Below are 22,159 nucleotides of genomic sequence, written 5' to 3' on the forward strand. Positions count from 1 at the left end.
TCCACTGCGCCAGCCGTGCCGGCCGCCGCGCGTGAATCCACGCTAGCGGACGGGTTGCCTGGCTTACAGTCGGCCCGCTTCACAACTGAATCTCCACCGTCGAACCATCCTTGACGATGCCGGAGATGATCTGGCCGTTGGCCGTCTTCACCCGCACTTGCTGGCCCGGCGACGCGTTGTTCATCGCGCTGCCTTCGGCCGAAATCGCAAAACCGTCGCCCGCTGCGACCACTCGCACCGTTTGTCCGATCGACACCGACGACGCGCTTTTCAGCATGTCGCGGCGCAGCGGCATGCCGCCGGCGATGCGCACGAGCGACACCGAGCCGACTACTTGTGACGGATCCGTGACGATCGCCTGCGGCAAACCGGTCAGGTCGCCGTCGCGTGCGACGAGGTCGGCGGAGGTGAACACTTCGCCTGGCGCCATTGCACGGGCGGCCAGATAGTAGGTGGCGCGCAGCGAAATGCGCGCTTGCAGATAGATGGTCCACGGCCGTTCGCCGGCGCAGCGTACCCCGACGGTCATGCGGCCCCACAAGCGCGCGCCGCTGGGCATGAAAGGTTCGAGCATCGTGCAGGCCGCGAGTCCGCGCGGAAACGCCGGCGCGACGGTGATTTCGACCTTGCCGGGCAAGCCCGCCGATTGCTGCTGCAGGAAGGCGAGCGCCGCACTGCGAATCGCCTCGGAGTCTTGCTGGCCGGCCAGCGGGACGGGTTGCGCCACCGCTGCGGGCCGCAGATTCTGCTGCGCGACAGCCGGCGCCACCTGACGCATCGACGGCGTGCGGGCGATGGTGGCCGGCGGCGTCGGCATCGGCGCGGATGTCGGCGCGGCTACCGCCGTGGTCACGATGGGTTTGCCGTTCGCGCCCAGTTGCGGCGGCTCGCCGCGCGAAGCAAGACTGTCGAAGCCACCGGATGCGGACGCGGGCGTGCTGGCGGCTACGCCGTTAGGCGCATTGGCGACGACCGACTGCACACCGCCGGTTTGCCGCCCGGCATTGAGCGCCGGCGTCACCACAACCGGCACGACCTGACGCGTGCCCGGCGTCACATTGATACGCGCAATCCCGGCCGGCGGGTTAGTTGGCGCCGCAGCCGCATTGGCGTTTCCCGGCGCGGGAATCGTCACGACTCCGTTCGCGTCCGGCTTGAAACTGGTACGGATCATTTGCGGCGCGGCAGGGGGCTCGCCTGCGCCCGGAATGACGATCGAGCCGCTCGCATTGGCGGCGCGCGTGAATTGATCGGCGTCGCGCGCGACCGGCCCCGGCGTCAGCGACTGCGCGGTAGCGGCGGCGAGCGTCGCGGCGGAGCCCGTGCGTTTCACGGGCGTTGCCTCCATCTGCGCGGCCAGATCGTTGAGCGCGGCCGGATTCTTTTCGCCTGGCCCTGGAATTACGATCGGACCACCGGCGTCCTGAGCCTGCTGGGCCTGGGTCGAGGCCGGCAGCAGCACGATGCCGCCGGCGACCCATACGACGAGATTCACAACCAGACGCGCCAGAAGACGGGATGCACCACGCGAAGCACGCCGCACCGGGCCCGCACTCACGCGATGCGCCGCCACGCAGCTTGCGCGGTGCGTCGGATCGAAGGTGGGCTGGTCCATCGTGTTTCTCCATCGAATGCATCGGTACGCCTTGCATTCTAGTGAGCGGGCCCATTGCGCAAACGTTGAATAGAAGCCCCCTTTCCCGGTTATTCGTCCGATTGCCACTTGCGTTCGGCCCATAAGATGCACTTCATGCAAAAAGGTCTTCCCGGCCGACGCAATCCTTACGCGACGCACAAAACGGGAAGCCTCGGGAACGTTCTCCGGAGATTTCTATGCTGGACAAACTCGATGCCGAATTCGCCTTTGGCCGCCAGGCGCTCGATGTACGCGCTTACCGGCAGGAACTGCTGTCGTCGAATATCGCCAACGCCGACACCCCCGGGTACAAGGCGCGCGACGTCGACTTCGCCTCGTCGCTGGCCGGCGCGCTGAAGAAGACCGGCGGCGGTGCGGGCACGGGCGCCTCGAACAACTCGACGCTCGCCATGACGCAGCCCGCAGGGGTGACGAGCGGCATGTCGATGGTGTCGACCGCGCCGGGTCACATGTCCGGCAAGACGACGCTGACGCCGACCGGCGGTACGCCGGACGACTACGGCAATCTGCAGTACCGCATTCCGACGCAACCCGCGCTCGACGGCAACACGGTGGACATCGATACGGAGCGCGTGCAGTTCGCGGACAACACGTTGCACTTCGAATCGGGCATGACGGTGCTGTCAGGCCAGATCAAGACGATGCTCGCGGCAATCCAGTCGGGTTCGTAAATAGCCGGCACGACGATCGGCGCAGTACCAGATACGCAGTACGCAGGAACAAATCGCTACGGGATTTAACTTGAAATCGGGTCGAACCGTGCAACTGCGTTGCATGGGACCAGAGTAAGCGCTAAAGCGCTAACTCTGGTCGACACAGGAGAGGTCAGGAAACATGCCATCTTTAATGAACATCTTTGGTGTTGCAGGCTCCGCGATGTCAGCGCAGTCGCAGCGGCTCAACGTGACGGCGTCGAATCTCGCCAACGCGGATAGCACGACCGGCCCGGACGGCCAGCCGTACAAGGCCAAGCAGGTCGTGTTCGCGGTCAGCCCGATCGGTGGCGCACGCACGGGCTCCGGTCAGCAGATCGGCGGCGTGCAGGTTACCGGTGTGGTCGACGACCCGACGCCCATGAAGACCGCCTACGACCCCGGCAACCCGGCGGCTAATTCAGACGGTTACGTCACGCTGCCTAACGTCGACCCGGTGCAGGAAATGGTCAACATGATCTCGGCCTCGCGCTCGTACCAGGCCAACGTCGAGACCCTGAATACCGCCAAGACACTGATGTTGAAAACGCTCACGATCGGAACCTGAGGAGAATTCCTTGACCACCAACACCACCATCGGCAGCAGCGGCACGAACGTGTCGCAAACGCTGCTCGATACGATGAACGGCACGAGCAGCGCCTCGAGCTCGACCAGTTCCAGCGGCAGCACGTCGGGCACCTCGGCGACCGATCTGCAGAATACTTTCCTGCAGCTGCTCGTTGCGCAGCTGAAGAATCAGGATCCGACCAATCCGATGGACAGCTCGCAGATGACCTCGCAGCTGGCGCAGATCAATACGGTGTCGGGCATCAGCCAGCTGAACACGACGCTTACCTCGCTCGCTACGCAGATGTCGGCAGGCCAGCAGTCGCAAGCCGCGCTGCTGATCGGCTCGACCGTGCTCGCGCCCGGCAGCTCGGTGTCGGTTGCAAGCGGCAAGGCCGGCGCGTTCGGCGTGCAGCTCGCCAACTCGGTGAGCGACCTGCAGGTGGTCGTGAAGAACTCGGCGGGCACGATCGTCAACACGATCGACCTCGGCAAGCAGTCGGCGGGCACGATTCCGGTGGGCTGGACGCCGACCGATTCGGCCGGCAACACGCTGCCCGACGGCAGCTACACGATCAGCGCGGTTGGCACGATCAACGGTCAGCAGGCAACGGCCACGACGCTCACGGGCGCGACGGTGCAAAGCGTCGTCATGCAGAGCAGCGGTACGCCGGGCCTCGTGCTGTCGAACGGCACGACCGTGGGGCTGACCAGCGTCGCCGCCATCCTCTGATTCAGATTCTGTCAGTTACGACTTTCCAGATACGGAGACCGTTATGGGTTACCAACAAGGTTTGAGTGGTTTGTCCGCATCGTCGAGCGACCTCGACGTGATCGGCAACAACATTGCCAACGCGAACACGGTTGGCTTCAAGAGCGGCGCGGCGCAATTCGCCGACATGTACGCCAATTCGGTGGCGACCGCCGTGGGCAACCAGGTCGGCATCGGCACCAAGCTCTCTGAAGTGCAACAGCAGTTCTCGCAAGGCACGATCACCAGCACGAACCAGGCGCTCGACGTCGCGATCAACGGCAACGGCTTCTTCCAGCTGTCGAACAACGGCTCGCTGGTGTACTCGCGCAACGGCGTGTTCCAGCTCGACAAGAACGGCAACATCACCAACGCGCAAGGCCTGCAACTGATGGGCTACGCCGCGAACAGCGCGGGCGTCATCAACACCGCGCAAACCGTGCCGCTCAGCGTGCCGACCGCGAACATCGCGCCGCAAGCCACCACCAAGATCGTCGCCGGTTTGAACTTGAATGCGCAGGATCCGCTGATGCTCGGCACGCCCGCCGTGACGGCCGGCGGCACCAACGCGGGCACGCTCACGACGACCGGCGCGACCATCACGAACACCGCGTCGGGCACGAACAACGACAACTACACCGTCAACTTCACAAGCCCGACGACCTACACCGTCACCGACAGCACGCTCGGCACCACGACCGCCTCCGCTACGTACACAGCAGGCACCGCGATCCAGCTCGGCAACGGCCAAACCATCACGTTCAGCGGCACGCCGGCGACCGGCGACAGCTACGCGATCGCGCCGACCCCGGTGGCATTCAACCAGAACAGCTCGTCGACGTACAACTACTCGACCAGCACGACGGTCTATGACTCGCTTGGCGGTTCGCAAACGGTCAACATGTATTTCGCCAAGACCTCGGCCGGCACGTGGAACGTGTACGCGGGCACCTCGACCGGCACCGCGAGCCTGGTCGGTCACGCGAACTTCAACTCGTCGGGCACGCTGCTCGGCACGACCAACGCGGCCGGTACGGCCACCACCACCCCGTTCGTCTTCAACTTCAACATTCCGACCACCGACGGTTCGTCGACGCCGCAGAGCCTGACGTTGAACATCGCCGGCACGACGCAGTACGGCGGCAAGGACGGCGTGAACTCGCTGCAGCCCGACGGCTTCGCAGCCGGCACGCTGACGAGCTTCACGATCGGCGCCGACGGCACGCTGACCGGCAACTACTCGAACCAGCAAACCGCGGCGCTCGGCCAGGTCGTGCTCGCGAACTTCTCGAACCAGAATGGCCTCGTGAATCTCGGCAACAACGAGTTCCAGCAGACCTCGCAATCGGGCGTCGCGCAGATCTCCACACCGGGCTCGACCAACCACGGCGTGCTGCAAGGCGGTGCGGTGGAAAACTCGAACGTCGATCTGACGAGCGAACTGGTGAACCTGATCACCGCGCAACGCAATTATCAGGCGAACGCGCAGACGATCAAGACCCAGCAGACCGTCGACCAGACCCTGATCAACCTGTAAGCGACCGGGACTAACCCATCATGGATCGGCTGATCTACACCGCGATGTCGGGCAGCACACAAGCGCTCGAACAGCAGGCTATCGTTGCCAATAACCTGGCGAACGCCTCGACCACCGGCTTCCGCGCGCAGCTTGCGACTTTCCGCGCCGTGCCGATGGGGTTCGGCGACGGCAGTTCGATCAACGACGACACCACGCGTACCTTCGTGTTGTCGTCGACGCCGGGCGCCGACTACACGCCGGGGCCGATCCAGCAGACGGGCAACCCGCTCGACGTGGCGATTCAGGGGCCGGGCTGGCTGGCGGTGCAAACCGCTGACGGCAACGAGGCTTATACGCGCGCCGGCAATCTGCACGTCGACGAGAACGGTCAACTGGTGAACGCCATGAACCAGACGGTGCTCGGCAACGGCGGTCCGGTATCGGTGCCGCCGGGTGCGGAAATCACCATCGGCAAGGACGGCACGGTGTCCGCGCTGACGCCAGGCGATCCGCCGACGGCGGTGGTGACGGTCGATCAGCTGAAGCTGGTGAATCCGGATCCGCAAACCATGACGCGCGGCGACGACGGCCTCTTTCGCACCGCCGACGGCAATGCCGCCGACGCCGATCCGGCCGTCACGCTGGCGCCGGCTTCGCTTGAAGGCAGCAACGTGAATCCGGTCAGCGCGATGGTCGCGATGATCACCAACGCTCGCCAGTTTCAAATGCAGACCAAGCTGCTGGAAAACGCGGACAAGAACGATCAGTCCGCCAACCAGCTGCTCAGCTTTAGCTAACGGGATGGGACCGGACTAAGCGCTAAAGCGCTAACTCCGGTCGACCGCTTTGCATGGGACCGGACTAAGCGCTAAAGCGCTAACTCCGGTCGACATAGGAGAAGAATAGTGAATCGCTCGCTCTACATCGCCGCCACCGGCATGAATGCGCAACAGTCGCAGATGGACGTGATTTCGAACAACCTCGCGAACGTCAGCACCAACGGCTTCAAGGGCTCGCGCGCGGTGTTCGAGGATCTGCTGTATCAGACCATCCGCCAACCGGGTGCGAACTCGACGCAAAACACCGAACTGCCGTCCGGCATCCAGCTCGGCACCGGTGTGCAACAGGTCGCGACCGAACGTCTCTACACGCAGGGCAACCTGCAGCAGACCGGCAACTCGAAAGACGTCGCCATCAACGGTCAGGGCTTTTTCCAGGTGCAGATGCCCGACGGCACGACCGCCTACACGCGTGACGGTTCGTTCCAGACCAATGCGCAAGGCCAGCTCGTCACGTCGAGTGGTTATCAGGTGATTCCGGCGATCACGATTCCGACCAACGCGACCTCGCTGACCATCGGCAGCGACGGCGTGGTGTCGATCACCGTCGCCGGCTCGACCAACAGCCAGCAGCTCGGCTCGATGCAGATCGCCACCTTCATCAACCCGGCCGGTCTGGATGCGAAGGGTGAAAACCTGTTCTCGGAAACGGCTTCGTCGGGTGCGCCGAACGTCGCGCAACCTGGCCTGAACGGCGCCGGCACGCTGAATCAGGGTTACGTGGAAGCATCGAACGTGAATGTGGTGCAGGAACTGGTGAACATGATCCAGACGCAGCGCGCTTACGAAATCAACAGCAAGGCCGTGACGACTTCCGACCAGATGCTGCAGACCCTCAGCCAGATGCAGGTTTAAGGCCAGGGACTGGGAATTAACAGGCGGTAATCAAAGATGTCGCACTTCACTCGTAATCCGGTTCACTCGCGTACCGCTCAGGCGCTCGTGCAGCTCACGCTGCTCACGGCACTGGGTGGCTGCGGCCTCGTGCCGAAGCAGCCGATCACCCAGCAGCCGATGACGGCCGTTCCGCCGATGCCGCCGCAAGCACAGTCGCCGGGCTCGATCTTCAATCCGGGTTACGCGGGCCGGCCGCTGTTCGAAGATCAGCGGCCGCGCAATGTGGGCGACATCCTGACGATCGTGATTCAGGAAAACGTCAACGCGACGAAGTCGTCGGGCGCCAACGCGAATCGCTCGGGCAACACCAACTTTAACGTGCCGACCGCGGGCTTCCTCGGCGGCCTGTTCGGCAAGACTAACCTGAGCGCAACCGGCGGCAACGCGTTCCAGGGCACTGGCGGCGCGAACGCGTCGAACACTTTCAACGGCACGATCACCGTGACGGTGACCGGCGTGCTGCCGAACGGCAACCTGATGGTGAGCGGCGAAAAGCAGATGCTGATCAACCAGGGCGATGAATTCGTGCGCTTCTCCGGCGTGGTGAATCCGAACACGATCTCCAACCTGAACGCCGTCTACTCGACCCAGGTGGCCGACGCAAAGATCGAATACTCCGCGAAGGGCTATCTCAACGAAGCCGAGAACATGGGCTGGTTGCAGCGGTTCTTCCTCAACGTGTCGCCGTGGTGATCATGCGTACCGTCTTCTTCCGCTCCGGGCACCTCAGCCGCTTCACACGACTCGTTCAGCTCGGCCGTGCTGTGGCGTTCTTCGCGCTCGCCTGCGCCGCCTTGCCGGTGGCGACGCCCGTGCATGCCGAACGCCTGAAGGACCTCGTGCAGATCCAGGGCGTGCGCGATAACCCGTTGATCGGCTATGGCCTTGTCGTCGGTCTCGACGGCACGGGCGACCAGACCACGCAGACGCCGTTCACCACGCAGACGCTCGCCAACATGCTGGCGAACCTTGGCATCTCGATCAACAACCAGGCGGCGGGCTCGACCAACCAGCAGTCGTCGCTATCGAACATCCAGTTGAAGAACGTCGCCGCGGTGATGGTGACGGCGGTGCTGCCGCCGTTCGCGCGTCCCGGCGAAGCGATCGACGTGACGGTCTCCTCGCTCGGTAACGCCAAGAGCCTGCGCGGCGGCACGCTGCTGCTCACGCCGCTCAAGGGTGCCGACGGCCAGGTGTATGCGCTCGGCCAGGGCAACCTGGCGGTGGGCGGCGCCGGTGCGAGCGCGAACGGTAGCAAGGTGCAGGTCAATACGCTGGCCGCGGGCCGCATCGCCGGCGGCGCGATCGTCGAACGCGCGGTGCCGACCTCGGTATCGCAAGCGGGCACGATGCAGCTCGACCTGAACGACATGGACTACGACACCACGCAGCGCGTCGTGGCCGCGGTGAACAACGCGTTCGGCAGCGGCACCGCCATGGCGCTCGACGGCCGCACGATCCAACTGCGCGCGCCGTCCGATCCGGAGCAGCAGGTCGCCTTCATGGCGCAATTGCAGAACCTCGACGTCAAGCCGGCGCAAGCCGCCGCGAAGGTGATCCTGAACGCGCGCACCGGCTCGATCGTGATGAACCAGATGGTCACGCTGCAAACCTGCGCGGTGGCGCACGGCAATCTCTCGGTGGTGATCAATACGCAGCCGGTGGTGAGTCAGCCGGGTGCATTCTCGAACGGCCAGACGGTGGTGGCCAAGCAGTCGCAGATTCAGATGAAGCAGGACAACGGCGCACTGAAGATGGTGACCGCCGGCGCCAATCTCGCCGATGTGGTGAAGGCGCTCAACGCACTGGGTGCGACGCCCGCGGATCTGATGTCGATCCTGCAGGCCATGAAAGCGGCGGGCTCTTTGCGCGCCGACCTGGAAATCATCTAAGGAAGACAACAGATGAATTCGGATACGACCAACTCCGCCAATGCGGCGAACGACCTGACCCAGCGCTTCGCGCTCGACGTGCAGGGCTTCGGCAAGCTGAGCGCACAGGCCAAGGCTTCGCCGCAAGCCGGCATGAAGATGGCCGCGCAGCAGTTCGACGCGGTGTTCACCCAGATGATGCTGAAGAGCATGCGCGATGCGACGCCACAGGATGGCCCGTTCGATTCGCATGACAGCGCCACCTTCACGTCGATGATGGATCAGCAGTTGTCGCAACAGCTGTCGCAGAAGGGCATTGGTGTCGCCGACGCGATGCTCAAGCAGATGATGCGCAATCAGGGCATGCAGGTGGGCGGCGCGAGCGGCGCAGGCGGCGGACTCACCGGCATGGCCAATGCGCTTGGTGGCGGCAGCGGCGGCGACGAAGGCCAGACCGCGGCGTTGAACGCGCTCGCGAAGGCTTACGGCAACGCGCAAGCCAACGGCCAACTGGCGATGGGCAAGGGCTACTCGGCCAACAGCGCGCTGACTCCGCCGATCAGAGGCGACGGCAGCTCGCCGAAGGTCGATGCCTTCGTCGACAAGCTTGCCGAGTCGGCGCAAGCGGCCAGCGCGGCAACCGGCATTCCGGCGCGCTTCATCATCGGCCAGGCCGCGCTCGAATCGGGCTGGGGCAAGAGCGAGATCAGGAAGTCGGACGGCACGACCAGCCACAACGTGTTCGGCATCAAGGCGACCAAGGACTGGACCGGCAAGACCGTCTCGACAGTCACGACTGAGTATGTGCACGGCAAGCCGCAGCGCACCGTCGAAAAATTCCGTGCGTACGATTCGTACCAGGAAGCGATGACCGACTACGCGAGCATGCTCAAGGGCAACCCGCGTTATGCGCAGGTGATCAATTCCGCGCATGACGTGAATGGTTTTGCCAACGGCATGCAACGCGCGGGTTACGCGACCGATCCGCATTACGCGAAAAAGCTGATGTCGATCATGCAGAAAATGGGCTGACCTGCCGTTAATGCAGGTGCGCAGTCGCACTTGACTGCGCAGCCGGTGAGTTTAAGCAGTTTGATTTTCTTGAATAAAGTATGCACGCGACGGGGCCAGGTGCATAACAAGACGGAGGAGGCCGGCCGCCTACGGGCGGCCGGTCCACCCGCATAACCGGCGTGAAGGTTGCCGGTATTCAATGCACACGGATTCGACTGCCGGAATATCGGCGTTTAACGTTTGCGGCAAATATTTCATTACACGGCCCTAAATTTTGGCTGAATGCTGCCGCTAATCAGTTAGACCCGATACCGGAAAGCATTTAATGTCCGGTTGAACGCGCGTGCTGCGGCTTCGATGAAGACCGCGCGAAAGCCCCGGCAGGAGCCCTGGCACGCGCCCGCAAGAACATGCATACCGGCAAGCCCATGGATACTACCCAGTCGCACGCCCAGACCGACGCACACGGCCAGTCGCACGCCACGCTCGATGAAAGCGCGCCCGATTTCGGCCGCCGCAATCCGCTGGAGATTGGCGTTCAGTTACGCAACCTCGTCAATCGAGGCGATTTCCTCACCGTCGAATATGTGGGCGGTCAGCTCGTGACGCGCCTGCTCGATGTCGACGTGCGCGCACGCACCTTCACTTTCGATTGGGGCGCGCTCTCCGAACAGAACAGAGGCTTGTTGGGCGCGCCGCGCTGCCAGTTCCACGCTTCGCCTGACGGCGTGCGCGTCGAGTTCGCCACCGGCACCCCGCGCGAAACCCGCTATGAAGGACTGCCCGCATTCGAGTCCGACTTCCCGGAAGTGCTGTTCTACGTGCAGCGCCGCGAGTATTTCCGCGTCGATGCGCCGATTCTCGATCCGTATATGTGCTCCGGCCGTTTGCCCGAAGGCGATACGTTCCGCTTCGAAGTGCACGATCTGTCGCTCGGCGGCGTCGGCATGCGCACCGCGGACGAACGCGTGGCCGAATTGCCGATGGGCACGCGGCTGCAGGATTGCGAACTGTTTCTCGGCTCGCTCGGCCGCCTTTCGCTCGATCTGCAACTGGTGTCGCACCGTTCCACCGCGTTGCCGAACGGCACGCAGCGCTATCAACTCGGCTTCCGTTTTCTGACGCTGCCGGGCAGCGCCGAAAACACGCTGCAACGACTGATTACGCAACTCGAAATGAAGCGCCGCTCACTGGTGCGCTGAACGGCGCAAGAACCTTGCTGCACGCGCCTCGCAAACGTTGAAACAAGCATCGGAATGGCCCTCAATTTTTCTTCGCGGGGGCCGTTAAACAGGATGTTCAAGTAACGCGGCGGCAAGTGGTCGGTGTCGCCCTTCAGGATGACGCATGTCGAGCAACCTCATCAATCTCGGACTCAGTGGACTGAACGCAGCCCAGTGGGGACTTACGACGACCGGCCAGAACATCAGCAACGCGTCGACGCCGGGCTACACGATCGAAACGCCGGTCTATGCGGAAGCCGGTGGCCAATACACGGGTTCCGGCTTTTTGCCGCAGGGCGTCTCGACCGTCACCGTGACGCGCCAGTACAGCCAGTATCTGACCACTGAGCTGAACAATGCGCAGAGCTCGGGCAGCTCGCTGTCCGCGTACAACACGATGATCTCGCAGCTCAACAATCTGATCGGCAGCCCGACCGCCGGCATTGCGAGCGCGATCACCAGCTATTTCACCGGTCTGCAGAACGTCTCGAACAACGCCTCGAGTCTGGCCACCCGCCAGACCGCGATGAGCGGCGCGCAGACGCTCGCGAACCAGATCAATGCCGCGGGTCAGCAATACGACTCGCTGCGCCAGAGCGTCAACACGCAGCTCAGCAACACCGTTTCGCAGATCAATAGCTACACGCAGCAGATCGCCCAGCTGAACGGGCAGATCGCCGCCGCCAGCTCGCAAGGTCAACCGCCGAACCAGCTGATGGATCAACGCGATCAGGCTGTGTCGAACCTGTCGCAACTGATCGGCGTGAACGTCGTGAACAGCAACGGCAGCTATAGCGTGTTCATGGGCAACGGCCAGCCGCTCGTGTCGTCCACCAACAGCTACAACCTGGGCACCGCGCCTTCGACTGGCGACACCAGCGAACTGTCGGTGCAGTATCTCGGCCTCGCCGGTGCGAACCCGGCCGCCGCGCCGCAAGATTTGCCTGACAGCAAAGTCACGGGCGGCACACTCGGTGGCCTGCTCGCATTCCGCAGCCAGACGCTCGATCCGGCCGAAGCGCAGCTCGGCGCGATTGCGGTGAGCTTCGCTTCGCAGGTCAACGCGCAGAACAGCCTCGGCATTACGCTTGCCGGCGCCCAGGGCGGCGCGCTGTTCTCGGTAGGCAGCCCGACCGTCTACGCGAATACGCAGAACACCGGCAACGCGTCGCTGAGCGTCTCGTTCGCGAATTCCGCGCAGCCGACCACCGGCGATTACACGCTGGCCTATAACGGCACCACCTACACGCTGACCGACAATTCGAGCGGCGCGGTGGTGGGCTCGGCGACCAATCTGAGCCAGCCGATCAACGGCCTGAATTTCTCGACCACCGGCACGATGAACCCCGGCGATTCGTTCACGGTCGAACCGACCCGTGGGGCGCTGAACAGCTTCAACACCGCGACCACGGATCCTTCGGCGATCGCCGCTGCCGCACCGGTACTCGGTACCGCAACGGCGAGCAATACCGGCACGGGCACGATCACGCAAGGCACGGTGACGGCCGGCTACACGATGCCGAATGCGACCACTACGCTGTCGTACAACGGCACGGGCCTGACCGGCTTCCCGGCGAACTCGACGGTAACGGTGACGGCCGGCACGCCGCCGACCACCACCACCTACAACACCGCCACGACGCCCGTCATTCCGTATTCGGCGACCACCGGCGCGACGCTGACGATCAACAACGCGACAGCCGGCAGCATGAACGGCGTGACGGTGACGATCAGCGGCGCACCGGCTAGCGGCGACACGTTCACCATCGGCCCGAATACCGGCGCGAACAACGACGGCCGCAATGCGCTGGCGCTGTCGAACCTGTCCTCGGCGAAGGCTTTGGCCGGCGGCACGGTCACGCTGACGGGCGCGTATGCGAACTACGTCAACCAGGTCGGCAACCAGACCAACCAGATTCAGACCTCGAGCACGGCGCAGACCTCGCTGGTGACGCAGATCACCACCGCGCAGCAGTCGGTCTCGGGCGTGAACATCAACGAAGAAGCAGCCAACCTGCTTCAGTATCAGCAGCTCTATCAGGCGAACAGCAAAGTCATCCAGACTGCGCAGACCCTGTTCCAGACGATACTTGGCATCTTCCAGTGAGGCGTTGAACATGCGCATCTCCAGTACGCAGTACTTCAATATGAACGTGGCGACGATGAGCGATCAGCAAGCTCAGTTGTCGCAGTTGTATCAAGAGATCTCGAGCGGTGTGAGCCTCTCCACGCCGTCGGACAATCCGCTCGGCGCGGCGCAGGCAGTGCTGTTGAGCTCGACGGCGACGAGCCTGTCGCAGTACACGACCAACCAGAGCACGGCGCTCGCGTCGCTGCAGCAGGAAGATTCGACGCTCGGCAGCGTCAACACCGTGTTGCAGAGCATTCACACACTGGTGCTGCGTGCTGGCGACGGTTCGCTGAACGACGGCGACCGTGGCTCGATCGCGACGCAATTGCAGAGCTTGCGCAGCCAGTTGATGACGCTCGCCAATGCGACCGACCCGCAGGGCAACGCCCTGTTCGGCGGATATCAAAGCACCGCGCAGCCGTACACCACCAACTCGGCCGGCGTCGTGGCCTATTCGGGCGATACCGGCACGCCGAGCATGCAGATCACGTCCTCGCACACCATTCAGACGGGTGACAACGGGATTGCGATCTTCGGCAGCGTGGCGGCGATCGGCACCAGCTCCGTGCCGGCGGCGACGACCGGCAATACGGGCACCGGCGTGATCAGCACGGTGAGCCTGACGAACCCGACCAATCCGGCCAATGCGGATACGTACAAGATCAACTTCTCGTCGGCGACTACCTACACGGTGACCCAGACCACGCCGACCGGTACGGTGACCACGGGCACGCCGCAAGCGTTCACGGCCGGCTCGGCGATTACGCTCGGCGGCCAGACGGTGAACATCACCGGCGCGCCGAACGCGGGCGACAGCTTCACGGTGACGCCGGCCACGCAAGGCAGCACGGATGTGTTCGCCAACCTGAGCCAGTTGATCACCACATTGCAAACGCCGGTGTCGGGCGGCGCTTCGACGGCGAGCTACCAGAGCGCGCTGACCACCAGCATGACCCAGCTCGAAAACACGATGAACAACGTCGTGACCGCGCAGGCGGCAGTGGGTGGCCGCGAGCAGGAAGTGCAGGCATTGCAGACGGTCACGCAAACCAACACATTGCAGACGTCGAGCAACCTCGCGGATCTGACGCAGACCGACATGGCCAAGACGATCGGCCAGTACACGATGACGCAGAACGCGTTGCAAGCGGCGCAGCAGGCGTTTGTGAAGATTCAGAGCGTCTCGCTGTTCCAGTACCTGAATTAAGCGAGCAGTCTGAAACGAAGAAGGGCGGAAGCCGGCGTGAGCCGGTTCCGCCCTTCTTCGTTTTGGGTAGGCTGCGCTACTTCAACCCCGCCGCCACGCGCCCCATCTGATCGAGGCCGACGTCGAACAGGCGCATGAAGAACGGAATCATGTTCGGGATCATCAGTTGCAGGAGCAGCATGCCGATCAGCATCGTCAGCGGAAAGCCGATCTGGAATACGCCGATTTGCGGCGCGGCCCGGTTCAGGATGCCGAGCGAGATATTGGTGATCAGGAGCGCCACGACCACCGGCAGGGACAACAGCAGGCCCGCCGAAAACACCGTGCTGCCGAAATTCGCCAGCGTGCGCCAGCCGGGCGCGCCCAGAATGTTCGCCGACACCGGCACGGACTGGAACGTGGTCAGGAGCGCGCTGATCATTTGCAGATGGCCGTCGATCACCAGAAATACCAGCATTGCGATGGTGTTCATGTAGCTCGACAGCACCTGGCTCGAACTGCTGGCCTGCGCATCGAAGAATGTCGCGAAGCCGAGACCCATGCCGAGGCCGACGAAATCGCCGGTGGCGCTGATTGCCATGAACACGATCTGCATCGTCATGCCGAGCGCGATGCCGATCAGGAACTGGTTGACGATGATCCACACGCCTTCGGCGGAAAACACGGTGACCTGCGGCAGCGCGCCGAGTGTGGGCGCGACGATGATCGTGATGAAGGCCGCGAGGCCGATCTTCACGCGCGTGGGCAGCGAGCGGTTGCCGAGCACCGGTGCGGTCGCCACCAGCGCGAGAATCCGCGCGAACGGCCACAGGAACGCCGTGAGCCAGACGTTCAGTTGGGCGTAGGTGACGGAAAACATGGCAGTGGGGAAGGGGGCAGGCGCCGAGCTGAGGCCGGGGCCGCGCTCAGTTGACGAGCGACGGGATGTTGGTGAGCGTCTGGCGCAGATAGTCGAGCATGGTCGTCAACATCCACGGACCGGCGATCACCATCGTGACGGCGATCGCGAGCAGCTTCGGAATGAACGACAGCGTGGTTTCGTTGATCTGCGTGGCGGCCTGGAACAGGCTCACCACCAGACCGACCACCAGCGCGACCAGCAGCAACGGCGCGGCAAGCAACAGGCCGACATACATGGCCTGGTGCGCGAGCGTCATGACGGATTCCTGATTCATGGCGTAGTACCGGAAGCGAGAAGAATTGAGTGAGCCCGTTAAACAAAGCTCTGCGCGAGCGAGCCGAGCAGCAGTTGCCAACCGTCGACCAGCACGAACAGCATCAGCTTGAACGGTAGCGAGATGGTGGCGGGCGACACCATCATCATCCCCATCGACATCAGCACGCTCGCCACCACCATGTCGATGATGAGGAACGGGATGAAAATCGTGAAGCCGATCTGAAAGCCCGTTTTCAGTTCGCTCGTCACGAACGACGGCACCAGCAGCGACAGCGGCACGTCTTCCGGGCCTTGCATGGGCGCGGCGTGCGAGATGCGGGCGAACAGGGCAAGATCGCTTTCGCGGGTCTGGCGCAGCATGAAGGTCTTGAACGGCGCCAAGCCGCGGCTGACTGCGGTCTCCATCGGCATCGAGCCTTCGGAGAATGGTTTGTAGCCGTCGTTATAGGCCTTGTCGAGTACCGGCGACATCACGAACAGCGTGAGGAACAGCGCGAGACCGACCAGCACCTGGTTAGGCGGCGTGGTGGTGGTGCCGAGCGCCTGACGCAGCAGCGACAACACGATGATGATGCGCGTGAAGCTCGTCATCATCAGCACCATCGCCGGCAGGAACGACAGCATCGTGAGCAGCAGCATCGTCTGCACGCTCAGCGAATACGTCGTACCGCCATTCGGACCCGGGCTCGTATTGAAGGCCGGCAAGCCGGCGGTTTGCGCGAACGACAGCGTCGGCAGCGCGAGCATCAGCGCCGGCAACACGACTGGCGCGACGCGGCGCAGGACGGGAATGACTTTCGAGGCGGCGCGGGACATGCGAGTGGCGTGCGTTTGATGTGCTGATTGCACGGGGTGCGCTGATAGAAGACTGAACTGCATTACCGATCCCCGTTGCCTTGCCCGTTGAAACGTTTGCCCACTTCGCCTTTTAAAGCATCGCGAAAGCGTTGGCCGAAGGTGCCGGGCAGTGCTGAGCCTTTACTCGATGCGTCCGATGCGCCGGGTTGCGTGCCTGCGACCGGATCGAGCGCGGCCGAACCGGCGGGCATGGTGTGCAGCAGACGCACATTGCCGGGGGCCGTGCCGAGCACGAGCCAAGTATCGCCGATCTCCACCACCGCGACCCGCTCCTTGCCGCCGAGCGAGGCGCCGCCGATCGTTTTCACGAGACCGCCGCGATTGGCCGGCTGCAAGCCGAAGCGGCGCGCGAGCCATGCACAGGCGAACACCAGGCCGATCACGACCAGCAGGCCGACGATGGTTTGCAGCACCGCGCCGACGCCGAGAGCCGGAACAGCGGTACCGGCCCCTACACCCGACGCGATTTTCGCGGCGTTGTTGACCGCGTTCATGTCGGCCGCGTGGGCGGCTGAAGGGGCGAGTGTCGCCACCGAGGTCACTGCGAACATCAGCGCCGGGGTGGCCGCTGCCGTCGTTGCCAGTGCTGCGAGCACAGCGCGATTGAGAACATTGCGCGACGCATGCAGCATGGCGCGACCGGCAACGCGTTTCATCGATTCAGCTTCCGGATACGTTCGGACGGCGTGATGATGTCGGTCAGACGGATACCGAACTTGTCGTTCACGACCACCACTTCGCCCTGGGCGATCAGGCAGCCGTTGACCAGCACGTCCATCGGTTCACCTGCCATGCCGTCCAGTTCCACGACTGAGCCCTGCGCGAGTTGCAGCAGGTTGCGGATCGCGATCTTGGTGCGGCCGAGTTCGACGGTCATCTGGACGGGGATGTCCAGGATCATGTCGATGTCGTTGCGCGTCGAGGTCGGTTCGACCTTCGAGAGCGGCTGGAACACGCCGGCCGTGGTCGCGCTGACTTCCGTGTTGTCGTTCTGCTCGGCCAGCGCGCTGGCCCAGTCGGCCATCGCCGCTTCGTCTTCGGCGCTGGTTGCGTCGGCGGCCAGTTGCGGCTCGCCAGCGGCCAGTTCGGCCTCAGTCTTTGCGTTCAGGTCACTCATATCCACCATCCTTCATCGTGTCGGCTGCGCTGATCATTTTCTGGACCCGCAACGCGTACTGACCATTGAAAATTCCGTAGCCGCACTCCATCACCGGCACACCGTCGACTTTCGCCGTGATGTGTTCGGGGATGTTGATCGGCAGAACATCGCCCTTGCGCATGTTCAGGATCTGTTCGAACGTGACCGGTACCTGGGCCAGGTCGGCGGTCAGTTCCACTTCTGCTGCCTGCACCTGTTGCGACAGCACGCGGACCCAGCGGCGGTCGACTTCGAGCGCCTCGCCCTGGATCGGCGACGAGAGAATGTCGCGGATCGGCTCGATCATCGAATACGGCATGCAGATGTGCAGCGTGCCGCCCGTCGTGCCGAACTCGATCGAGAACTGCGTGACGATGACGATTTCGTTCGGCGTCGCCACGTTGGCGAACTGCGTATGCATTTCCGAGCGCACGAATTCGAACTGCAGCGGACGCACGCTTTTCCACGACGCCGCGTAGTGCTCGAACGTGAGGTTGAGCAGCTTCATGATGATGCGCTGCTCGGTTGCCGTGAAATCGCGGCCTTCGACGCGGGTATGGAAACGCCCGTCGCCGCCGAACAGGTTGTCGACCACGAAGAACACCAGGTTCGGGTCGAACACGAACAGCGACGTGCCGCGCAACGGCTTCACGTGGACCAGGTTCAGGTTGGTCGGGATCGGCAGGTTGCGGGTGAACTCGCTGTACTTCTGCACTTTCACCGGGCCGACGGAAATTTCCGCCGAGCGCCGCATGAAGTTGAAGATGCCGACGCGCAACAGACGCGCGAAGCGGTCGTTGATGATTTCGAGGCCGGGCATCCGGCCGCGGACGATGCGTTCCTGCGTCGCGATGTTGTACGGGCGTACGCCCGCACGGTCGGTCTGCTCGGTTTCCGAGTCGGACTCGCCGGTGACGCCCTTGAGGAGGGCATCGACCTCCTCCTGGGACATGAACTCTTCGTGGCCCATTCCTTATTCCTCGTGCGTCCCGAAGCGGTTAATGATGGCAGCGCTAAATAACGTCACTGAGAACGTCACTGCACGACGAATTCGGTGAACAGCACGTCCTGGACGTGGATAGGCGCGGCGCCCTTATCGGTCGGCTGTTCGATCAGCGTCTGGAGTTCGGTGGCGAGTGCGCGTTTGCCTTCGAGCGGTGCGAGTTCTTCCGGATGTTTGTTCGACAGTGCGAGGAGGATGCGGCTACGCACTTCCGGCATATGGTCGGAGAGTTCCTGCTGGGTTTTCGGGTCGTTGAGCTTGAGCGTCAGGCCGATCCGCAGGAAGTGTTGCTGGCCGTCGTCCGATTGCAGGTTGACTGTCATCGATTCGAGCGGGAAGAAGAGCGGCACGGGGAGCGGCGCCGGTGCGGCGGCGGTTGTCGCTGACGCGGGGGCCGGGGTGCGTTTGGACATGAAGAACCACACACCCGCGCCGGCAGCGCCTGCGGCGATGATCGCGATGAGGACGATCAGGATGATGCGCTTCAAGGGGCCCGGGGAAGCGGGCGCGGCTTGCTGGTTTGCGGTCGTGGTTGCCATGAGGTTTGCTTTGCTTGCCTTTAGTGCTGGTGATGGTGATTGTTGTTGATTTGCCTGCGGCGCGATGGGTCGAAAAGAAGGGTTATTGAGGGCTATCTCTGGTTTTTGCCTTTCAGGCGGGGGATTGCCTGACGGCGCGGGATTTAGGTTTTTTGCCTTTCAGCGGAAGATTGCCTGCGCGGCGCTTTTGTCAGTACTCGTAGGGCGTTGGCCTTGCCCTGATCTGGCTTTGGTGCCTTTCCTTGTTTTGTTAGTGGTCTATTAGCGTTGCCCCTGTGCGGGGCGGCACTTACTTTCTTTGCCGCCGCAAAGAAAGTAAGCAAAGAAAGCGGCTAGAAGCCCCTGCTAAGCGGGTCCCGCAGCTCGCTCAGGGTAGTGGTGCGACTGGAATCTGTGTTCGTGCCCCTGCATAGGCTTGTGACAAGGGCGTCATACTTCCGGCGGCGCTGCGCGCGCCGAAGAGCCGCTCATAAAACCACCCGTCACGTTTTGACGCCCACGCCTCTCCACCGGGCCGTGACTCGTCATTGCATCACCACCGCAGCCACACCCGCGCAGTGCCCCTGATTGCGGGGCACCGTCAAATCATTCGAGGTACGGGTTCCGGGTGAATGCATGAGCGCCTCGCCGAGGCGAAGCCGACGGCTCCCACAAACCAAAACCGAAGCCCATGGTTTCCCCTGCATACCCGTCCGCGACGCACGTAGTGCGGAGTGGGAGCTGATGACTCCTTTGTCACTAGCGCGGAATGTACGAGAACACGGATTCCAGTCGCACCACTACCCGCGGCAGACCACGGTGCCCACTTAGCAGGGGCTTCTAGCCGCTTTCTTTGCTTATCTTTCTTTGCGGCGGCAAAGAAAGTAAGTGCCGCCCCGCACAGGGGCAACGCTAATAGACCACTAACAATTCAAGGAAAGGCCAAAGCCCCAGGAACACTGACAAACAAGCGCCGCAAAGGCAAAAAACCTAAAACCAGCGCCGTCAGGCAATCCCCCGCCCGAACGGGCAAAACAACCACTAAGCAAACGTATCCACCAACCCAACAGTCCGCCGAACGGCAACATTAGCAACACTAGAGTCAGAATCCGAACCAGCAGCGCCGCCTGCATAACCCCCAGCACCGCGCGCTCCAGAGCGCCCCGAATCTGCGCTCTGCTGCTGCCCGCCCTGCCGGGCAAACCCATCGCTAACACTAGCGCTCCCCAACCCGATACCGTTGGACTCCATCGCCTCGCGAAGCTTCGGCAACGCCGCCTCGACGGCCTCACGAACCTGCTGGTGCTGCGAAACAAACAACGCATGTGCATGGTTATCGGCAACCTGCAACACAACCTGTAGCGGCCCCAGATCCTTCGGATTCAAAGTCAGCTCAGCACTCTGCGAATGTGCATTCGACAAAAACACCACCTTCTGACTCAATGCATCTTCCCAATCCGTCGTGCCCACCTGCGGTGACAACGTATTCGCCGCTTCGGCAGCACCGGCACTACCCGTCGTCTGCACGGCCGCCGTCGTACTCGCGGCGCTCGCCGCTGCCTGGCCCGCCGCCAGCGCCGCCGTCGCGGCATCGGACGCACTCTTGAAGGACGCCAGATCGTCAGCTTGCGCACCGCCGGCCGCAGCCGTCGCGCTCAGCGCGTCAGCCGCTGCCTTTGCTGCCGTCGAGGGATCCGCCATCGTTGTGGCCGCCGTCGTCAATGCAGTCTTGCTCGCGTTCGATCCCTTGCCGTCGCCGAACAAACCGGCCGCCAGTGTCTTGCCATCCGCCGTTCCGTTGAGTCCGTTGCTCGCGTCAGCACCCAAACCGTTCGCCGCCGTTGCCGCATTCGCCGCCGCGCCGCTCGCCAGTGCCTGCTGCGGAACCACGCCCTGGCCGCTCGCCAGCGCGGCAAGCGCCGCCTGCAAGGCGTCCTGCGCTGACTTCGAATCGGTCGCGCTCGTCTTTTTGCCCGTGGTGGTGCCCGTCGTCGGGTCCGTGCCCGTGCCGGGCAGCGTGGTCGCGGCGTCAGTCAGCGCCGTGGCGGGATCTGCGGTCGTCGGGTCGGTCGCGCTATTCGCGTTGGCCTGCGCTTGAGCCTGTGCCTGGGCAGCCGCAGCCGCTGCTGCCGTGGCGGCGTCGGTCTGCGTGGTCGTGTTGCCGGATTTCGCCGGCGTCGTGTTGGTCTGGTCGGTCGAGCTCTGCTGCGTATTGGCAGACGAAGTGGACGATGAACCCGACGATGAGCTGGATGAGGAAGCGCTCGTCGAGCTGCTGTTGTCCGTATTGCTGCTCGCGGCATCCTGGCTCTTCGTCGACGGATCGGGCGGCGGTGGTGCGTCATGCACGCTCGACGAATCTGCCGAAGACGACGAATCGGACGCCGACGAAGAGGGCGGCGGAGAGAACGACGGAGCCGGCGGCGTGCTTGCGATCTGCGCGGCCGCGCTGTTTTGCAGGTCGATGCTCTGCTGCAAGGTTTGCGAGAACGGCTTGGCGTTCGCCGCAGCGGCCATCGCCGCGTTGGTGGATGTGCTGCTGGCCGAGCCGAGCAGTGAGCCGATCTGTGAAAGAAGCGACATAGGGAATCCTGTCAATCCGTCAAACGGGGTGTTCAGTCAATCGAGGCGGTGCCCGGGCGCGTTAGGCGCCCTCGACACGCATCCTCAGAATGCGGGCGGCGTGTTCGTCTGCATCGCGCTGGTCGCGCCGCGCCATGGTTTTTGCTTCTGCGGCTTCGCCGCGCGCCTGCAGCACTTCATACGAGCCGAGCTTCTGCTTCTGGCGTTGCCAGTCGGGCTTGGCCGCCTCGACGCGCGCATTGGCCGTCACCAGCAGATTGCGCTGCTGTTCGATGGCGGCGTCGAGTGTGTCAATAAATGCCTGGAAATTGCGCATGTTGCCGGCGGGCATGCCAGTCTGAGCGGTCGCCGTGAAACGCGCGTGATATTCGTCGCGGTACTGCACGAGCGAGTCGAGCTGCGACTGCACGTCGTTGCGTTCGCGCTGCGCGCGGCCTAGACGTTGTGCGGCGGCGTCGACATCGTCCTGGGCGAGGCCGATGAGCGTCTTGATCGGAAAGTGTTTCGCCATCG

22 protein-coding genes are annotated in these 22,159 nt (G+C 63.4%); 12 read left to right on the plus strand and 10 right to left on the minus strand.

Annotation, left to right across the window (positions count from 1 at the left end):
• Positions 1-79: 79 nt before the first annotated feature.
• A complete protein-coding gene (flgA, locus tag BM438_RS27805; protein WP_093640841.1) occupies positions 80-1,615 on the minus strand; it encodes a flagellar basal body P-ring formation chaperone FlgA in 1,536 nt (511 codons plus the stop codon).
• A 218-nt stretch (positions 1,616-1,833) separates the two neighbouring features.
• On the opposite strand from flgA, the gene flgB reads away from it, so the two are divergent.
• The 12 genes from flgB (at position 1,834) to flgL (ending at position 14,369) form a co-directional block, all read left to right on the plus strand.
• A complete protein-coding gene (flgB, locus tag BM438_RS27810) occupies positions 1,834-2,328 on the plus strand; it encodes a flagellar basal body rod protein FlgB (RefSeq protein WP_054038465.1) in 495 nt (164 codons plus the stop codon).
• Positions 2,329-2,491: 163 nt separating this feature from the next.
• Positions 2,492-2,917 carry a flagellar basal body rod protein FlgC gene (gene flgC, locus BM438_RS27815; protein WP_093640844.1) on the plus strand — a complete coding sequence of 142 codons (426 nt, stop codon included), beginning with the start codon at positions 2,492-2,494 and terminating at the stop codon, positions 2,915-2,917.
• 10 nt (positions 2,918-2,927) lie between these two features.
• Positions 2,928-3,650 (plus strand): flagellar hook assembly protein FlgD, encoded by a 723-nt coding sequence (gene flgD / locus BM438_RS27820; protein WP_093640847.1) that lies wholly within the window; start codon positions 2,928-2,930, stop codon positions 3,648-3,650.
• Between the two features lie 43 nt (positions 3,651-3,693).
• The gene (locus BM438_RS27825) at positions 3,694-5,205 is read left to right on the plus strand and encodes a flagellar hook protein FlgE (protein ID WP_093640850.1); all 1,512 of its coding nucleotides are present in this window, start codon (positions 3,694-3,696) and stop codon (positions 5,203-5,205) included.
• A 20-nt stretch (positions 5,206-5,225) separates the two neighbouring features.
• Entirely contained in the window at positions 5,226-5,984 is a 759-nt protein-coding gene (flgF, locus tag BM438_RS27830; protein ID WP_093640854.1) for a flagellar basal-body rod protein FlgF, read from the plus strand.
• A gap of 108 nt (positions 5,985-6,092) precedes the next feature.
• Entirely contained in the window at positions 6,093-6,881 is a 789-nt protein-coding gene (flgG, locus tag BM438_RS27835; protein ID WP_054038459.1) for a flagellar basal-body rod protein FlgG, read from the plus strand.
• A 36-nt stretch (positions 6,882-6,917) separates the two neighbouring features.
• Positions 6,918-7,616, plus strand: a complete 699-nt coding sequence (gene flgH, locus BM438_RS27840) for a flagellar basal body L-ring protein FlgH (protein WP_093640857.1) — start codon at positions 6,918-6,920, stop codon at positions 7,614-7,616.
• A 2-nt stretch (positions 7,617-7,618) separates the two neighbouring features.
• The gene (locus tag BM438_RS27845; protein ID WP_093641146.1) at positions 7,619-8,815 is read left to right on the plus strand and encodes a flagellar basal body P-ring protein FlgI; all 1,197 of its coding nucleotides are present in this window, start codon (positions 7,619-7,621) and stop codon (positions 8,813-8,815) included.
• A 12-nt stretch (positions 8,816-8,827) separates the two neighbouring features.
• Positions 8,828-9,826 (plus strand): flagellar assembly peptidoglycan hydrolase FlgJ, encoded by a 999-nt coding sequence (flgJ, locus tag BM438_RS27850; protein WP_093640860.1) that lies wholly within the window; start codon positions 8,828-8,830, stop codon positions 9,824-9,826.
• Positions 9,827-10,236: 410 nt separating this feature from the next.
• Positions 10,237-11,010, plus strand: a complete 774-nt coding sequence (locus BM438_RS27855; protein WP_200653296.1) for a flagellar brake protein — start codon at positions 10,237-10,239, stop codon at positions 11,008-11,010.
• Positions 11,011-11,155: 145 nt separating this feature from the next.
• Positions 11,156-13,138, plus strand: coding sequence for a flagellar hook-associated protein FlgK (flgK, locus tag BM438_RS27860; RefSeq protein ID WP_093640865.1), 1,983 nt, complete (start codon positions 11,156-11,158; stop codon positions 13,136-13,138).
• Between the two features lie 10 nt (positions 13,139-13,148).
• Complete coding sequence (flgL, locus tag BM438_RS27865; RefSeq protein WP_093640868.1) at positions 13,149-14,369, plus strand: flagellar hook-associated protein FlgL; 1,221 nt, start codon at positions 13,149-13,151, stop codon at positions 14,367-14,369.
• Positions 14,370-14,445: 76 nt separating this feature from the next.
• Here flgL and fliR read toward each other — a convergent pair whose 3' ends face one another.
• The 9 genes from fliR to fliJ form a co-directional block, all read right to left on the minus strand.
• A complete protein-coding gene (gene fliR / locus BM438_RS27870; protein ID WP_093640871.1) occupies positions 14,446-15,228 on the minus strand; it encodes a flagellar biosynthetic protein FliR in 783 nt (260 codons plus the stop codon).
• Positions 15,229-15,274: 46 nt separating this feature from the next.
• Positions 15,275-15,544, minus strand: coding sequence for a flagellar biosynthesis protein FliQ (gene fliQ / locus BM438_RS27875; RefSeq protein WP_093640874.1), 270 nt, complete (start codon positions 15,542-15,544; stop codon positions 15,275-15,277).
• A 38-nt stretch (positions 15,545-15,582) separates the two neighbouring features.
• Positions 15,583-16,425 (minus strand): flagellar type III secretion system pore protein FliP, encoded by an 843-nt coding sequence (fliP, locus tag BM438_RS27880; protein WP_093640876.1) that lies wholly within the window; start codon positions 16,423-16,425, stop codon positions 15,583-15,585.
• Positions 16,425-17,060 (minus strand): flagellar biosynthetic protein FliO, encoded by a 636-nt coding sequence (fliO, locus tag BM438_RS27885; RefSeq protein WP_093640879.1) that lies wholly within the window; start codon positions 17,058-17,060, stop codon positions 16,425-16,427. Before fliO ends, fliP begins: the two co-directional genes overlap by 1 nt.
• Positions 17,057-17,521 (minus strand): flagellar motor switch protein FliN, encoded by a 465-nt coding sequence (fliN, locus tag BM438_RS27890; RefSeq protein ID WP_093640882.1) that lies wholly within the window; start codon positions 17,519-17,521, stop codon positions 17,057-17,059. Before fliN ends, fliO begins: the two co-directional genes overlap by 4 nt.
• On the minus strand, positions 17,514-18,512 hold the full coding sequence (fliM, locus tag BM438_RS27895) for a flagellar motor switch protein FliM (RefSeq protein ID WP_093640885.1): 999 nt from the start codon (positions 18,510-18,512) through the stop codon (positions 17,514-17,516). The genes fliN and fliM overlap by 8 nt, the downstream gene beginning before the upstream one ends.
• 65 nt (positions 18,513-18,577) lie before the next feature.
• Complete coding sequence (gene fliL, locus BM438_RS27900) at positions 18,578-19,084, minus strand: flagellar basal body-associated protein FliL (RefSeq protein WP_093640887.1); 507 nt, start codon at positions 19,082-19,084, stop codon at positions 18,578-18,580.
• Between the two features lie 1,020 nt (positions 19,085-20,104).
• On the minus strand, positions 20,105-21,646 hold the full coding sequence (locus BM438_RS27910; RefSeq protein WP_093640893.1) for a flagellar hook-length control protein FliK: 1,542 nt from the start codon (positions 21,644-21,646) through the stop codon (positions 20,105-20,107).
• 61 nt (positions 21,647-21,707) lie between these two features.
• Positions 21,708-22,157 (minus strand): flagellar export protein FliJ, encoded by a 450-nt coding sequence (gene fliJ, locus BM438_RS27915; RefSeq protein WP_093640896.1) that lies wholly within the window; start codon positions 22,155-22,157, stop codon positions 21,708-21,710.
• Between the last annotated feature and the right edge of the window lie 2 nt (positions 22,158-22,159).

Source organism: Paraburkholderia aspalathi, from assembly GCF_900116445.1.
Taxonomy (GTDB): Bacteria; Pseudomonadota; Gammaproteobacteria; order Burkholderiales; family Burkholderiaceae; genus Paraburkholderia; species Paraburkholderia aspalathi.

What these genes read in the sequence shown, in the direction of transcription:
- flgA (WP_093640841.1), bottom strand. Translation starts at nt 1,615, where the DNA reads ATGGACCAGCCCACCTTCGATCCGACGCACCGCGCAAGCTGCGTGGCG.
- flgB (WP_054038465.1), top strand. Translation starts at nt 1,834, where the DNA reads ATGCTGGACAAACTCGATGCCGAATTCGCCTTTGGCCGCCAGGCGCTC.
- flgC (WP_093640844.1), top strand. Translation starts at nt 2,492, where the DNA reads ATGCCATCTTTAATGAACATCTTTGGTGTTGCAGGCTCCGCGATGTCA.
- BM438_RS27825 (WP_093640850.1), top strand. Translation starts at nt 3,694, where the DNA reads ATGGGTTACCAACAAGGTTTGAGTGGTTTGTCCGCATCGTCGAGCGAC.
- flgF (WP_093640854.1), top strand. Translation starts at nt 5,226, where the DNA reads ATGGATCGGCTGATCTACACCGCGATGTCGGGCAGCACACAAGCGCTC.
- flgH (WP_093640857.1), top strand. Translation starts at nt 6,918, where the DNA reads ATGTCGCACTTCACTCGTAATCCGGTTCACTCGCGTACCGCTCAGGCG.
- BM438_RS27845 (WP_093641146.1), top strand. Translation starts at nt 7,619, where the DNA reads ATGCGTACCGTCTTCTTCCGCTCCGGGCACCTCAGCCGCTTCACACGA.
- flgJ (WP_093640860.1), top strand. Translation starts at nt 8,828, where the DNA reads ATGAATTCGGATACGACCAACTCCGCCAATGCGGCGAACGACCTGACC.
- BM438_RS27855 (WP_200653296.1), top strand. Translation starts at nt 10,237, where the DNA reads ATGGATACTACCCAGTCGCACGCCCAGACCGACGCACACGGCCAGTCG.
- flgK (WP_093640865.1), top strand. Translation starts at nt 11,156, where the DNA reads ATGTCGAGCAACCTCATCAATCTCGGACTCAGTGGACTGAACGCAGCC.
- flgL (WP_093640868.1), top strand. Translation starts at nt 13,149, where the DNA reads ATGCGCATCTCCAGTACGCAGTACTTCAATATGAACGTGGCGACGATG.
- fliR (WP_093640871.1), bottom strand. Translation starts at nt 15,228, where the DNA reads ATGTTTTCCGTCACCTACGCCCAACTGAACGTCTGGCTCACGGCGTTC.
- fliQ (WP_093640874.1), bottom strand. Translation starts at nt 15,544, where the DNA reads ATGAATCAGGAATCCGTCATGACGCTCGCGCACCAGGCCATGTATGTC.
- fliP (WP_093640876.1), bottom strand. Translation starts at nt 16,425, where the DNA reads ATGCAGTTCAGTCTTCTATCAGCGCACCCCGTGCAATCAGCACATCAA.
- fliO (WP_093640879.1), bottom strand. Translation starts at nt 17,060, where the DNA reads ATGAAACGCGTTGCCGGTCGCGCCATGCTGCATGCGTCGCGCAATGTT.
- fliN (WP_093640882.1), bottom strand. Translation starts at nt 17,521, where the DNA reads ATGAGTGACCTGAACGCAAAGACTGAGGCCGAACTGGCCGCTGGCGAG.
- fliM (WP_093640885.1), bottom strand. Translation starts at nt 18,512, where the DNA reads ATGGGCCACGAAGAGTTCATGTCCCAGGAGGAGGTCGATGCCCTCCTC.
- fliL (WP_093640887.1), bottom strand. Translation starts at nt 19,084, where the DNA reads ATGGCAACCACGACCGCAAACCAGCAAGCCGCGCCCGCTTCCCCGGGC.
- BM438_RS27910 (WP_093640893.1), bottom strand. Translation starts at nt 21,646, where the DNA reads ATGTCGCTTCTTTCACAGATCGGCTCACTGCTCGGCTCGGCCAGCAGC.
- fliJ (WP_093640896.1), bottom strand. Translation starts at nt 22,157, where the DNA reads ATGGCGAAACACTTTCCGATCAAGACGCTCATCGGCCTCGCCCAGGAC.